10 protein-coding genes and 1 pseudogene are annotated in these 14,529 nt (G+C 68.1%); 4 read left to right on the plus strand and 7 right to left on the minus strand.

Annotation, left to right across the window (positions count from 1 at the left end):
* Positions 1–413: 413 nt before the first annotated feature.
* The 3 genes and pseudogenes from RIU97_RS06305 to RIU97_RS06315 form a co-directional block, all read right to left on the minus strand.
* Positions 414–607: pseudogene (locus tag RIU97_RS06305) on the minus strand (ISL3 family transposase); the annotation flags it as partial.
* A 950-nt stretch (positions 608–1,557) separates the two neighbouring features.
* Entirely contained in the window at positions 1,558–2,703 is a 1,146-nt protein-coding gene (locus tag RIU97_RS06310; RefSeq protein ID WP_404953983.1) for a DNA/RNA non-specific endonuclease, read from the minus strand.
* Positions 2,700–3,080 carry a hypothetical protein gene (locus RIU97_RS06315; protein WP_404953985.1) on the minus strand — a complete coding sequence of 127 codons (381 nt, stop codon included), beginning with the start codon at positions 3,078–3,080 and terminating at the stop codon, positions 2,700–2,702. The genes RIU97_RS06310 and RIU97_RS06315 overlap by 4 nt, the downstream gene beginning before the upstream one ends.
* Before the next feature lie 1,023 nt (positions 3,081–4,103).
* On the opposite strand from RIU97_RS06315, the gene RIU97_RS06320 reads away from it, so the two are divergent.
* Complete coding sequence (locus RIU97_RS06320) at positions 4,104–5,720, plus strand: SDR family NAD(P)-dependent oxidoreductase (protein ID WP_404953987.1); 1,617 nt, start codon at positions 4,104–4,106, stop codon at positions 5,718–5,720.
* A 271-nt stretch (positions 5,721–5,991) separates the two neighbouring features.
* Complete coding sequence (locus RIU97_RS06325; protein WP_404953989.1) at positions 5,992–6,126, plus strand: hypothetical protein; 135 nt, start codon at positions 5,992–5,994, stop codon at positions 6,124–6,126.
* 132 nt (positions 6,127–6,258) lie between these two features.
* Here RIU97_RS06325 and RIU97_RS06330 read toward each other — a convergent pair whose 3' ends face one another.
* The gene (locus tag RIU97_RS06330; protein WP_404953991.1) at positions 6,259–6,381 is read right to left on the minus strand and encodes a hypothetical protein; all 123 of its coding nucleotides are present in this window, start codon (positions 6,379–6,381) and stop codon (positions 6,259–6,261) included.
* Between the two features lie 233 nt (positions 6,382–6,614).
* A complete protein-coding gene (locus tag RIU97_RS06335) occupies positions 6,615–7,571 on the minus strand; it encodes a DMT family transporter (protein WP_404953993.1) in 957 nt (318 codons plus the stop codon).
* Between the two features lie 70 nt (positions 7,572–7,641).
* Here RIU97_RS06335 and RIU97_RS06340 point away from each other — a divergent pair, with 70 nt between their 5' ends.
* Positions 7,642–8,559 carry a LysR family transcriptional regulator gene (locus RIU97_RS06340; protein ID WP_404953995.1) on the plus strand — a complete coding sequence of 306 codons (918 nt, stop codon included), beginning with the start codon at positions 7,642–7,644 and terminating at the stop codon, positions 8,557–8,559.
* Between the two features lie 1,116 nt (positions 8,560–9,675).
* Here RIU97_RS06340 and RIU97_RS06345 read toward each other — a convergent pair.
* Positions 9,676–11,013 (minus strand): PLP-dependent aminotransferase family protein, encoded by a 1,338-nt coding sequence (locus RIU97_RS06345; RefSeq protein ID WP_404953997.1) that lies wholly within the window; start codon positions 11,011–11,013, stop codon positions 9,676–9,678.
* A gap of 93 nt (positions 11,014–11,106) precedes the next feature.
* Here RIU97_RS06345 and RIU97_RS06350 point away from each other — a divergent pair, with 93 nt between their 5' ends.
* Positions 11,107–11,730 carry a DJ-1/PfpI family protein gene (locus tag RIU97_RS06350; protein WP_404953999.1) on the plus strand — a complete coding sequence of 208 codons (624 nt, stop codon included), beginning with the start codon at positions 11,107–11,109 and terminating at the stop codon, positions 11,728–11,730.
* A 196-nt stretch (positions 11,731–11,926) separates the two neighbouring features.
* Here the strand turns inward: RIU97_RS06350 and RIU97_RS06355 are convergent, their stop codons facing one another.
* Positions 11,927–14,455: a SpoIIE family protein phosphatase gene (locus RIU97_RS06355; RefSeq protein WP_404954001.1), complete on the minus strand. Its 2,529-nt coding sequence runs from the start codon at positions 14,453–14,455 to the stop codon at positions 11,927–11,929.
* Positions 14,456–14,529 lie beyond the last annotated feature (74 nt).

Raw genomic sequence — 14,529 nt, forward strand, 5'->3', positions numbered from 1 at the left:
CGCTATCGCCGCCCAGTTGTCGGCGCTCGCCGCGACGAGCGCGCCCGCGCCCGCTCGTATCGAGCAGTCCGGGTCCGCCACCCGACGGCCACCGCTCCGGCGCCCAGTCGTACACGTAGACCGTCACGCGCTCTGCCAGCAGCGCGACCTCGACGGCGATCTCCTGCGATATCCGTATGCCGGTACGCGTCGGTCACCACCTCGGAGGCGCAGAGCCGCGCCCGTTCCACCAGATCTCACCGTGTCACGCGGGTCCCCCCGACGCCCCGTCTCCGATACTTGAGCCCGGCCGTCGATTTTCTGGCATGCTGCGGTCCCGTTTCCGGATTAGGTAAGTCATCGGACCCAAGAACCTCCCTCCAGTTTCTTCCCGACTGGATCGGGGATACGACAAGGCGCCTCATGGCGCACTGCCACCGGTCAGCGACCTGGAGGGCCTGCGGGGCGCCGCCGGTAGCGCCTTCCGCGTAGAAGACGGCGCGGTCGCGACAGACGATCTCGATGCCTGGGCGCTTCGACAGCCACGCCGCCCGGGTGTCGGCTCGCGATCCGGCAGCAAGTCCACCGGGCGTCGGGGCTCGACGTCGACGAGCACCGTTCCATAGATCCGGCATCTGCACTGGGCGTATTCGTCCATGCCGGCCACGCGGGGTGCCGCTGCCACAGAGTCCCCGGCAGCGAGGTGGTCAGCCGCAGCAGGGTGTTGCGGCTGACCGGTGCCCCAAATACTGGGCTGGATCCGCTTTGACGGACGTTCGAGATCAGGGGTTCGCCCCCGGGAGGATGTCCATCATGGAGAGCACGGCGAAGAAGAAGCCTCGCCCTCGCCGCTCGTTCACGCCGGGATAGTCGAGCTGTACCGGCGTGGCGACAGCTCGGTCGGTCAGATCGCCAAGGACTTCGATCGGACTGACACCGCGGTGCGGGACGGGTCAAGCAGCCTGAGGTCGATGCGGTGAGCGCGACAGGCTGACCAGCAGCGAACTCGAGGAGCTGGCCGCGTTGCGGCGGGAGAACCGTCGCCTGCGGGAGGGTGAGCCGGACCGCGTCGAGGATCGCGGTCCATGAGGTGCGTCCGGTTTCCAGGACAGCGATGATGCCTTGTCCCCACGTCAGTTGACGAATACACAACCTGCAATTGAGGCTGACACCGCCTGCCTCTTCTCGGTGCCTGCCTTGATGGCCTCCCGGATCCCGAGATCAGCGGCGCCGACCGACGAGATCCGCAACATCTGTCGCTGCGGTACGTCTACGGGGCCCCGCGGCGGCGGCCTGCCGGACCTCGGCGACCGCAGTCATCCAATCTGGCCGACTTCCACAGCGGCTTCGAGGTATTCGACAGGGACGCCGACATCCTCCGTACCGATCCAGCCGAGCGTGCGGACCTGACGCTTTCCGCCGTGATGACCGCATGGCCCGGGTTCCTCCAGCGCGCCCTGCACGAGGGGGCGTGGAACTCGCACTGGGAACCGGCACGCGGCCTGGCGTCATTGCTCCTGTTGCGGCTGGTCACAGGCGACGGCTTTGCCGCGATCTGCCCCAGCGGCGATGAGCCACTCAGAGGGGACGGACAGTGCTGGAGGGCCGACCCTGGTGTCTACGGCTTGCTTGCGCAGGTCTCTCATGAGTGCGCCGGGTGCATTGCGTGCTGCTGTCCGCAGGGCGTGTGGCGAGCGGATGTCTACGGACTCCAGAGTGAAGCAGAGCGGCATCTGCCAGGGCCGGGTGGATCGAGGCAAGCAGCGCGAGATCGCGGTAGCGGTCGACGAGGGCCTGGGCGTCGTCGGGCAGGCGCGGGTCCTTGACGAACTTGATTCCCTTGCGGGTCAGCTTCTTGAGGGAGGCGCCGTCGATGTTCCAGGCCACCCAGAACGCGAATCCCCTTACGCCGTTGAGCGCGAGGGAGAAGTGGGTGTAAGGGATGACGTCGGTGTCGTTGAGCTGGACGGCATCGTCCTTGACCGCAGCCGTGAGGCGCGGGGTGTCGATGCGGGTGCCGAGGAAGGCAGGGTCGTACCCCTGGACGACAACGGCTTCGTCGATGGAGGGCTGCTGCAGGCTGATGTCGAGCCTTTCGAAGACCGAGCGGGGCAGGCAGGCGAGCACATGCTCGTCGGAACTGAATCTGCCCTCACCGCCGAAGTGGAGGCCTGCCATCACCTTGCCCGGCCAACCGTTGCCTGTCTTGAACATCCACAGGGCGCCGGAGTCGCCGCCCTGGCTGACCTCGCCGTTGGAGGGCGGGTTGGCCGGGTCGGGCTCGATCTCGAAGCAACCGATGTTCTGCAGCCCCACCCCCTCGCCGTAGTCGATCTGCGCGAGGGTTTCGATGCGCCGTACCACACCGTGAGTGACGCCGGTGGTGCGGCCGCTCTTGACGACCTTGTCGCCGAGTTCCGGCTCGCCCAGCTCTTCCGGCATCACGTCGAGCTCGAGGATGCTCTGGTCGGCGCCCCGAGCCTCGATGGTGGCGACCGCACAGTCGCCAGCCATGCCAAGGTGCGAGCGCTTCAGGATACCGAGCCGGTTCTGGGCGATCCGGTTGTCGTCGTGCGTGCCGGGCTGCACGACCACGTCGCCCAGCTCGCCGTCCGGGCCGTGCAGCACGTGCCAGTTACTCAGCACGTAACGGGTGCCGTCATTCTTGTCGAAGACGATTGCGCCGAGCGTGCCCGCCGACACCTTCACGTGTCCCACGCTCACACCCGGGACAATGGGGTCCAGGCGCCGTTTACGGCCCGGGGTCTCCGCCTCGGGCACCACGAGGAACTGAGGCTGGTAACTGCGCTGAAGGACATCGGTCGGCACGTCGACCCGTCGACCCTAATGGTCTCCGGAAGCGGCGTCGCATCCAGCGCTTCCAGCTCATCTCCGTCCGCTTTCACACCCACCGTGAACTGGAGCGTGAGCTCCTTGGTCTGCTTGCCTCCCTTCTTCCGGTAGCCGATACCGATGCTGTTCACATTCGGGTCGGTGAGATAGCTCGGTCCCTTGGCCCGGATGAATTGCCGGAGGGACTCGACCAGCTTGTCCTGCTCGCGTGCGGTCTTCGACGTCGCAGTCTTCTTCTTGGCGACCATGAATGATCCCTTCACGAAGGCGTACGGGCACATGCCGACCTGGGGTGGCGCCGCCGACTCTCCGGGCCGGGCCGGGCGCACGGAACACTCGCGAGGTCCTGAGACAGGCACAAAAGCTACAGCTACCCCATCAGCACCCAATAGAATCAGAAGGTGACTTTCCGTACACGGCGGAGTGTAAAGCAGCAACAGGCCCCGAGCAGGGCCCTCCGCGCCCGTCCAAGCCCGACTCGCCCAGTCCCAGCCCACAGCTGAGCAGTGCAAGCACCGACCGGCTCCGGCGCGTCCCCGCCCCGGCTTAGCCACGATCGGCAGGGCCAGAGCCGCTCCACGGTCTTTCGTCGAGTACTCCGCTGAGCTCGATACGGCACACCCCGGGCCGGCGTCCTGGTCCGGGCCGTTGCCGGCGAGCTCAACGTGATCGTTCGACACCCTCACCGCAGCGCACCCGGGGCGAGCGGGGCATCGACCCGCACGGTCCGGGAGCGTCCGCCACCACCGGCCGCCCGCACACTGGCGGCGGGCGGGGGGTGGGGGGGATCGTGAGGTTGCCGCGCTCTAGGACCCAGGCCACCACTCCGAGCCGGTCGAACACCGGACTCGTCTCCGCGCCTCCCGCCGGGCCCCGGCACCGCACATTTCGCCCTGGGAGGCGCACACCATGCAAGGACTCGCAACCCCTGACTACTCGTCATGAATGTCAGCATGGGGTCAGCATTCACCTGATCAGACCAGGTCGCAGCTTGATGCACCTGAGAATCGACAACAGGACCCACGGCGTTCCAGAGACCCCCTCCGGACCTCCGGAAGTGGAAGGCCAGACCAACCACCAGAATCAACGAATGCGCAGCTCTACATGGGCAGTTCGGCGAATCCATCCCGCCATCTGAAAGCGAGCTTGCGGGGAATCCCAGACTTGATTGAACTCGAACTTGACACTTTGGAACGTTTCCGCAGTTCAGAGGCCCTTCGGATCGTCGGCGGTCAGCAAACCGTCAGCATCAGCATCCGAGGAGGCCGTGCATGGCAACCAAGAGGCTTGCCCGAGGGATGGGTTCCTTCTTCAAGGACTGCGAGCACCCCACGTCCCGGTGGGCGAAGTGCCCGCACTTCTACAAGGTCCGCTACAGAGGCCCTGCCGGAAGCCAGGTCGAGGAGTCGGGTTTCCTGACGTCAGACGCGGCCATCGATCGATTGACCAGTGTCTACAAAGCGAAGAAGGCCTCCCCTGCGAACCAGGCGAGCCAGGCGCAGAGCGAGCGCATCGAAAAGTACGGCCAGTTGCGGTTCAGGGAGTACGCCACCGAGTGGAAGGCCGGTCAGCGTCACCTCGGTCCCGCGACGGTCGTCAGCCTCGACTCGCTCCTCCAGCACCACATCTACCCCGCCGTCGGGAGCAGGCGGATGAACACATTCGACCCCAAGGTCGTGGACAATTTCATCCGGACGATGGAGCGCAACAGCGTCGGTCTAGCAACACAGTCCAACGCCTACGACAAGCTGAAGTCGATCCTCCTCGACGCGCACCACCTAGGTCTCTTCGAAGACAGCCCCCTCCTGGACGTCAGTCCACCTCAGTACGACCCCAAGCGCGCCGTCATCCCCTCGCCTGAGGAGCTCCGGGCCCTACGCGGCACCGGAGACGACGTGTTCCAACTGGTGGTAGAACTGATGAGCGGCTGCGGCCTCCGCAACGGCGAGGCTGCCGCGGTCAACCTCAGCAACATCGTGGCCGACGATGTCTACCGTGTCAGCGAACAAGTCAACCAAGTCACCAAGCAGTACGACCGCCTCAAGCACCGCAAGGTCGGCGAGTACCGCGACGTCCCGCTTCCCCGGCGGACCAAGAACACCATCGAGTCCTTGACGCCGGCCTGGCCGCATGACACACGCACTCACCGTCGCGCGACCTTGCCCAGACTCCAGAACGGCGAAGCGACGGCTACCAAGCTGCACGAGCTCGGCTACCTCGTCTACGGCGCCGCGAGGTACGCACACGGGCTGGCCGACGCGTCGGCAGCGGGCGTCATTCCCCTGACGATGGACGTCTCGGACGACGAGTCGATGCAGACCGGCATCAGGCGGATCGTCGCCGCAACGGGCCGCATCGACGTCCTGGTCAACAACACCGGCTATGGGTCCTATGGCGCGGTGGAGGACGTCTCCATAAACGAAGCGCGTCATCAGGCCGAAATCAACGTGTCCGGGGCCGTGGGCCTGGCCCGACTGACGATCCCCTGCATGTGCGAGCAGCGCGGCGGAAAAATCGTCAACGTCACCCCCGTGGGCGGGCGGTTCCACTCACCGCAGGGCGGTTGGTACCACGCCAGCAAGTTCGCCATGGAGGCCCTGAGTGACTACCTGCGCCTGGAGACCAAGCCTTTCGGGATCGACGTCGTCATCACCAGCCCGGCTACATCCGGACATCGGGCAACACCGTCACGGCTGCCTAAACTGCACGCAGCCTCCGGGACGGGCTCCTACGCCGCCCAGGCCGTGGCCGTCCTCGCTGAGCTGAACTCCGAGGCGAACGCCCGGCGCGAGTCCCCGCCGTCCGTCATGGCGAAAGCGATCGCAAGGCCGTCACCGCACGCAAGCCCAAGATCCGCTACGTCGCAGGGTTCGGGACCCGCCCACTGATCGTTCTGCGCGGCATGCTCTCGGATCGCATGTTCGACTCTCTGATGAAGCGGGCCATCGGGATCCGCAACCAGCCTCAGACCTGACCGGCCCTCCCCGGGCCGGTGGCACAGCAGCAAGCGCAAACCGACCGGCCTCAGCCCTGACCCTCCCACGGCCGAGGTCGAGGGCTTCTGTGTCTGGGGTGTGGGGGCCAGTGAGGACGAGGGTGAGCCAGCGGTCGCGGGCGGTTGGGGGGTGGTTTGTGGGGGCGGAGGAGACAAGGAGGTAGATGTCGTCGACGCTCACGTCGGTGCGGATGTCCCCGTCGGTTATGCCGGTGGTGATCAGGCCCGGCGCGGGCGCGCTGTTCGGTGTCGAGGTCGGCGGATTGGGCACCGAGGGTGCGGGCGGCGGCCTTGACTGATCCTCCCCAACGGCGGCTTCGGCGCCCGCTACGCCGAGCGGGTCATGCCCACCTGAATCTGACCTGCCCCACAGGCAGTACGCCAATCCCACAGGCCGGGACAGCCCTCGTGCGGTCCCGGCCGTGCGGCCGTCAGACCTCGTCCATATCGTCGGTGTCGGGGTCGCGGAAGGGGCGCAGGCCCTGGCTGGGGCCGTTGGCCTTGATGTTGGACAGGGAGTGGCCCAGGAAGTTGATGTGCCGGTCCTTGGGCACGAGAACCTCAACGTGCTCGGTCGCTACAGCTTCCCCGCCTCCAGCCGCCTCCAGCGCCCTGCGGCCCCTGCGCGACCCGGACGCACCCGAACTGGACGATGACGACGACGGCGGGTATGGCTGATCTTCCACAGGGGCCGGGGTCGGGGCTGGGGCCAGGAGAGGCCCGGGACAAGCCAGCTGCGTCTGTCGCTGCCCCGGTCCGCCCGTCACAAGGCGGCCCTGGGAGTGCATCAGCTACGGGGGCGGGCGCCCGCCACGTGCTCGGCCGCGGCCGCCCTGGGGGGTGGGGCGTCCCGTTTCCTGACCCGGAGTCCGAAGGCGACGCCGATGAGGACGAGCGCGGCTCCCGCGATCTGATTGAGGGAGGCGGTTGCCGTGCCGGTCACGGACAGGGCCAGAAGTGAGGCCAGGGGGATGAGGCCGTTGAAGAGGCCGGTCCGGCCGGTGCCGAGCCGCTCGACGGCTCCGTACCACATCAGGAAGACGACCGTGGTCACGCCGAGGGCGAGGAAGGCCAGTGCCGAGAGCTCGGCGCCGCTCGGTCGCCGCAGCACAGGGGTCCCGGTGACCGAGCCCGTGATCACGGCGGTCAGGAAGAGCATGCCCGAGGCGAGTGCGCACGCGTAGGTGATGGCGGTCAGCGATCCGAGCGCCTTGGTGGCGGGCGCACCGAGCAGTGTGACCGCGCACACTCCGGTGAGGGCCAGGCACGACCACGCGAAGCCCTGGGCGCTCCACTGCACTGTGCCGCCGGTGGAGAGCTGTGCCACGGCGGACCCGCAGGCCACAGACAGGGCCCCGGCCATCAGACTCCGGGAGGGGCGCACCTGAGCGAGCAGGGACTGGACCAGGACGATGATCAAAGGTGCGGCGCCCAGCGCGACACCGACATTGCCCGGCGAGGTCATCGAGGTGGCGTAGACGAGCACGACGCCGTACCCGGCCATCCCGGTCGCGGCCAGCAGAAAGACCCATGCCATCTGGGCCGGGGAGGGCCGTATGAAGGTGTGCTTGCGTATGCGGGCCCAGACCAGCAGGAACACGGTCGCGAGCCCGTAGCGGACGGCCTGCCCGCCGATGAGCGGATAGCCGTGAAGGTGGGTGGCAGCGGAGACGGACCCGCCGACGAGGCATACCGCCCCGAGAGCCAGGGCGGCCCCGGAGCGTTCTCGTGCATCGAACATCATGCGGCCACGCTGACATCGATGCGTCGTAAGCAGAAGTACGATATTGCTCACTAGGCAGTAAGGGGAACTGATGATTGAGGTGCAGCGGCTCGTCCTGTTCCGCGAGGTGGCCCACCGCGGGAGCTTCGCCCGCGCGGCCCAGGCACTGCAAATGACCCCGTCGGCGGTCTCCCAGCAGATGGCGGCCCTCGAACGCGCCGCCGGATTGAGGCTCTTCGAACGCAGCACCCGAGGCGTCACCCTCACCCCGGCGGGCCAGATCCTCGCGCGCACCGCCGACACCGTCCACGGCGAACTGCACCGGGCCCACCGGACACTGGCCCAGCTGCGTGACCAGGGCCCGCCCACGGTGACCGTCGCCACCTTCCCCAGCGCCGGCGCCTTCCTACTCGCGCCCGCACTGGCAGCACTCGCGGCGCGACGCGACACCCACGTCGACACAACGGTGATCGAATCCGAACCCACTCAGGCTCTGGCCGCCCTCGGTGACGGCCGCGCCGATATCGCCCTCGTCTACCACTTCAACACCAGGCATCCCCCACCGAGCTGGAAGGACGCCGCAGCCCGCTGCACCTACCACCCGCTCCTGCACGATGACCTGCGCTTGGTTGTATCCGCCGACCACCGACTCGCCTCGCGCCGAGCGGCCCGTCTCGAAGACGTCGCCGACGAACCATGGATTCACGGATGGGACCTGCTAGGAGACGCGGTCGACGCGCTCACCTCCGCGCACGGCCTCACGCCCAAGGTGGTCTGTCGCTCCAGCGATTTCCGCTTCATGCAGGCGCTCGTCGCGGCGGGAGTCGGAATCGCCCTCATCCCTTTCCTGGCCGTCGAGGACCGGAACGACACCCGCGCCCTGCCCGTCGCGCCCACCGCCAAGCGCCGCATCGGCGTCTACACCGCACCAGGCACGCCACCCACGCCACCTGTGCGCGCACTGCTCGAAGCCCTCCAGGAGCGAGCCGAAGCCCTGCACCCGGACTGACCGCTGCCGGGCCGCCGACCGGACCCGACGCCGTTCACCGCACCCGGCCCCGCCGCAGGAGACCACCGCCGGAACCCTCGGCCACCGGCGTCGCCCGCGAAGTAGCGGCCCGGAACCGGATTCGCACAAACGATGGCACCCGGGTACGGATCACGGAAATGCTCCTTGAGTGAGAAGGACGAAAGGTGGTGGTTCTCGCCGCGCCCGTGCACGACAACGCCGCCGGCATCGCGCTGTCCGACATGGGACATCGTGTTTCCGCACTTGAAGACGGTTCTGGTCGAGCATGTGTTCGTGGAGGGTGGCACAGTCCACGTCACCTCGCGTACTCCGGACGACCGCGCCGTGGACTACCCCGGCTTCAGCATGGCTGCGCATCGTGTCCACGGCCGCTATCAGCGCACCTCGCCGATACCGCTGTCGCTGGGCGTCCGGTGGTCATCGCCTTGTTGCTGGGCCGTTTCATCTGCGATCAGCCAACACGCCTCCGATGTACGTTTATTGAGCAGGTCGGGGACCTGACCTGCGTCCGATCGTGGCTACCTGCGCCATATGGTCCGACAGGAATGCCGTGCCGCCTGACGGCATCGCGACCGGCTCCGTGAAGAGCAGACCGCTCCTGGTGATCGAGTAACGGGCGGCGTCACCGTGGACGAGCAGGTAGTCGACCCGGTACGCCGATGCACCGGCAGTTACACGGTTAAATGCCTCAGAAGATTCCGCACGTGATCCGAGGCTCGTCCTAGCTCCATGGATACCAGGCCCCACCGACAGTCCAACGCCATTGGCCGGTAGCGGCTTTCGACGCCTGGCGTGTGGTGTCGCCCGCTGGTGGGTGACCGCACCACCGGGCTGGCCCTATCCCGGCGCGGGGCGACCGCTACCTGGTGTTCGCGGGGCTGAGCTGCAGTCATGCGTCGGCGGGCGGCCACCTCGGCTGCCTCGCCGGGCCCGGTTCGCAACCTGATCAGACCGCTTCGGGACGGTGTGGGTGATCCCTCGACGTCGCAGCCAGGTCTGGATGGCCTTCGAGCTGTAACCCCTTGTCGCCGATCACGTGATCGGGCCTCACCCAGGGCCCGGCCCGGCTCTCCGCCTGCGCTGGTCGAGGGGATTTTAGGTGTAGGCGTCCTCGACGGCGACTTGTCGCACTGTACGCAGCGTCGACTGGAGACGGTCCAGATCGGTCGAGGCCAGAGCGAGGCGGATCGCCTGCGGCGTATGCGTCGAGGTGGTGAACGGCTCCGCTGTGGTCACCGAGATGTGCCGGCGCGCGAGGGTGGCGGTCAGGCGATCGGCGCGTGCGTCGTCGGGCAGTGTCAGCCATGTGAAGTAGGACGAGGGGTGGCCGATGAGGGGTAGACCTGCCAGCTCTTGTCTGGCGAGTGACTGGCGGGCCTTGGCGTCCTCTCGTTTCTGCGCTTCCAGGTGGTCCACCGTGCCGTCGTCGAGCCAGCGGCAGGCGATCGCGGTGGTGAGGGCGGGGGTGTTCCAGGTAGTCACCCGAATCGCGCGTTCGAGCGACGGCACCGCAGATGGCGGGGCGACGACGAAGCCGACCCGGAGGCCGGTGGCGACGCTCTTGGACAGTCCCGAGACGTAGACGGTGATGTCCGGCGCGGTCGCGGCCAGAGGCGGTGGAGGGTCCTCGGCCAGGAAGGCGTATGCGGCGTCTTCGATGATGAGCGAACCGTGCTGTCGGGCGATCTTGATCAGGCGGGTTCGGTCCCTTGCGGGCATGACCCAGCCCAGAGGGTTGTGCAAGGTGGGCATGGTGTAGATCGCGCGCACAGGGCGGGTAGCGCACAGCTTCTCAAGAGCATCGAGATTCGGCCCGTCGGTGGTGGTGGGTATGGGCTCCAGGCCGAGTTGAAGGGCGTGCGCGAGCACCTTGAATCCCGGGTAGGTGAGCGCGTCGACCGCGACAACGTCACCGGCGTTGAGCGCGGCCATGACAGTGATGGCCAGGCCCTGTTGCGCACCGTTGACGATGAGGATCCGATCGGCGTCGGTGGTGATTCCTCGACGCCTCAGGTGCCGTGCGATCGAGGCTCTGTCCTGGGGACGCCCTCGATGTGGTTGGTAGCGCAGTAGCGAGTCGAGATCACCGGAGGTGGCCACCTCCCGCAGGGCCTGCCGTAGGAGATCGGCTTGGCCGGGCAGCGAGGGATAGTTGAATGTGAGGTCGACCGCGCCCGTGGCGACGGCCTGCTGATCGATGCCATGACCGGCGGGAACCGCGATGTCACGCACGAACGTGCCGCGGCCCTGTTCCCGGCTCACCAGACCCATCGCTTCCAGCTGGGCGTACACCCGAGTCGCGGTCACCACGGCGATGCCCTCACGGGCGGCGAGCCCGCGGTGTGTCGGCAGCCGCACGCCTGCGGCGAGCCGCCCCGTCCGGATGTCGGATGCGAGCGCGTCGACCAGCGTTTTGTACCGCGAGGCTGCCATGCACCGAATTGTATCCATGACAATTCTTTGACCGTCATGTTCGCGGGTCTTTACCGTCAAGAGCCACGCCACCGATACGGAAGGGCAACCGCCGTGCACATCGCCATCCTCACCTTCGAGGGCTACAACGAGCTTGACTCTCTGATCGCGCTCGGAGTACTCAACCGCATCAAGACCGACGACTGGCGCGTCACCATCGCCACCCCCGCAGCCAAGGTGACGTCGATGAACGGGGTGGTCATCGAGCAGATGTCCACCCTTGAGGAGGCGTGCGCCGCTGACGCCGTCATCGTCGGGAGCGGCATCGCCACCCGCGAGGTCGTCGAAGACCCGGCGACCATGAACATCCTGCGCCGCCTGGACCCCGCGCGCCAACTCATCGCGGCACAGTGCTCCGGCGCGCTCGTGCTGGCCAAGCTCGGCCTGCTAAACGACATCCCCGCCTGCACCGACCTGACCACCAAGCCCTGGGTCGTCGCCGCCGGCGTCGAGGTACTCAACCAGCCCTTCTACGCCAAGGACAACATCGCCACCGCCGGCGGCTGCCTGGCCTCGCACTACCTCGCCGCCTGGATCATCGCCCGCCTCCAGGGCAACGACGCCGCCGAAAGCGCGCTGCACTATGTCGCCCCGGTCGGCGAGAAGGAGGAATACACCGAGCGCGCCTGGCGCAACATCACCCCCTACCTGCCTGCTCCCACACCGGCGCTCGTCTGAACAACGAGCCGCAGGCAGCGACCGTCCAGGAAGCCACGCCCCCGGCGGCCTAGCGCCGCTCGTTCGCGGCCCGCACCTACCGGACTCTCAGGTAGGAGACGACGTTGTGCATGACCACTTTGCCCATCACATCTTCTGGATGTTCCAGGGGTTGGAAACGCATCTCCGTCCACATGGACCCGGCGCACGGCGGAACTCATCGCCGCGCGAGTGGCTTTTCCCCACCACCGCCTACGGCGCCTCGGCTGGATCCTGTGTCGCTCACGGTGCCTGAGGCCCCGTTCTCCGCGCGTGCGGTGGGCAGGGCCTGCTCGGCCCAGATCGTCTTGCCCGTGCGGGTGTGGCGGCTGCCCCAGCGCTGGGTGAGCTGGGCGACGAGCAGTAGACCGCGGCCTCCCTCGTCGAAGACGCGGGCCCGGCGCATGTGGGGGGCCGTGCTGCTGGAGTCCGAGACCTCGCAGATGAGCGCTGTGTCAAGGATCAGGCGCAGTTGGATGGGGGATCCGCCGTAACGGATGGCGTTGGTGACGAGTTCGCTGACGACGAGTTCGGTAACGAAGCCGAGGTCCTCCAGGTGCCAGGTGGCCAGTTGCTCGCAGGCCAGTGCACGGGCGCGGGCGACGGAGGAAGGGTCCGCGGGTACGTCCCAGGCGGCGACCCGGCTGGCTTCGAGCGCACGGATACGGACCACGAGGAGGGCGACGTCGTCGGCGGGCCGGTCGGGCACCAGACTTCGTAGGACTCCGTCACAGATCTCCTCCAGTGCACGGCCGGGGCCGCCGAGGGCCCGGCGGAGCATCGCGAGTCCGTCGTCGAGGTCGCGGTCGGGGGCGTGGACGAGGCCATCAGTGTAGAGGGCGAGGATGCTGCCCTCGGAGATGTCGAACTCCGCGGTTTCGAACGGCAGACCGCCCAGCCCCAAGGGGGGTCCTATCGGCAGGTCGAGGAAGGAGACCTTGCCGTCAGGGGTGACCATGGCCGGGACAGGGTGACCGGCGCGGGCCATGGTACAGCGGCGTGAGACGGGGTCGTAGACGGCGTAGAGGCAGGTGGCTCCGACCTCGCCCGGGCTCGGTGGTTCCTCGGCGGCATCCTGTGTCCGCTCGGAGTCCAGGCGCAGGACGATGTCGTCGAGCTGGGTGAGCAGTTCGTCGGGGGCGAGGTCGACGTCGGCGAGGGTGCGTACGGCTGTGCGGAGCCGGCCCATGGTGGCGGACGCCTGCACCCCGTGGCCGACGACGTCGCCCACGACGAGGGCCACCCGGGCTCCGGATAGGGGGATGACATCGAACCAGTCGCCGCCGATGCCGGCGCGGGAGCTCGCTGGCCGGTAACGGGAGGCGACCTCTACGGCCGCCTGTCTGGGTGCGTGCTGCGGGAGCAGACTGCGCTGGAGGGCGAGTGCCGTGTCGCGTTCCCGTGTGTAGCGGCGGGCGTTGTCGACACACACCGCCGCGCGTGCTGCGAGTTCCTTGGCGAGCAGCAGATCGTCGTCGTCGAAGGGTTCCGGTGTCCGGTGGCGGCCGAGGATCGCCAGGCCGAGCGTGATGCCGCGGGCCCGCAGCGGCACCACCAACAGGGTATGGATGCCGTGGGTGTCGATGCTTCGGACACTGTCAGGGGAGTCCGCGGCCCACCATCGCCGCCCGGCTTCGTCGACGGCGTGGAACAGACCGCGGCCGTCCGTCAGCACGCGTCCCTGCGGCGAGTCCTTGCGGTAGCCGTGCGTGGCACCGACGGGGATCGTCACCTCGGGACAGCCCTCTAGCACGGACCGGCAGGCGGTGCGACGGAAGACGGGCGCGGCATCGGGCACGGCGCCCGTCTCGTCCCCGGCCAGCGCGGACTCCAGCAGGTCCACGAGAGCGAAGTCAGCGAAGTGCGCCGTGTACACCTCGGCCAGTTCCTCGGCGGTGCGGGCCACGTCGAGGGTGGAGCCGATCCTGACGCCGGACTCGTTGAGGACGCTCAGTCTGCGCCGGGCGAGGAACTGCTCTGTACTGTCCATGGCCGCCAGACACAAGCCTCGTATCCGGCCCGCATTGTCCTTCAGCGGGCTGAGGGACACCAGCCAGGCGTGTTCGCGGGGCTCGCCGGGGGCGTGTAGCCAGGCCTCGTACGGCATGGTCTCGCCCGTGCGCAGGACCCGCTGCACCGCGTCACCGAGGCCCTCGAAGCCGGGGAGGCGCCGCCGGCCGTCGACCGATTCGCCCACCCGACGGCCGAGCAGATCCCTGGAGGGCCTACCCATCACCCCCTCCATCGCGGAGTTGGTGGACACCGCGAGCCCGTCCTGGTCGAAGAGGGCCACCGGGACGGGGAACTGCTCCAGCGCCCACTTCTGCAGCTGCGCCGCCGGCTCTGGCACGGTGGCCGTGAGAAACCAGTGGACGGCACCGGCCCCATCGAGCAGCGGGTGCGCGTCCAGCCGCACCTCGACGAGGTGGCCGTCCCGGTGCTGCACCACGACCGTACCGCTCCACTCGTCCGGCTCGGCCAGGCTGCGCAGGGCATCGACCGGCAGTGGTTCGGCCAGCAGATCCGCCACGGAGCAGCCGATCACGTCCCCGGGCTCGAAGCCGAGCAGGCGGCGGGCCGCGTCGCTCCACGCGGTGACCAGCCCTCCGGCGTCCGCCGCGGCTGCGGCGGCGCCCCGGTTCACCGATGCGGCCCTGCGCTCGTCCACGGGTTCATCCTTCTCCACGGCACCAGTGTTAGTACTCATTGTGCGCCGGACCCGCCCGAGTACGCCCTGTCACTCCCGTGACCTGGACGGACGTCGGGGGCGCGCGGGCCCAC

It is taken from the genome of Streptomyces sp. 147326 (assembly GCF_045000215.1).
GTDB lineage: Bacteria > Actinomycetota > Actinomycetes > Streptomycetales > Streptomycetaceae > Streptomyces.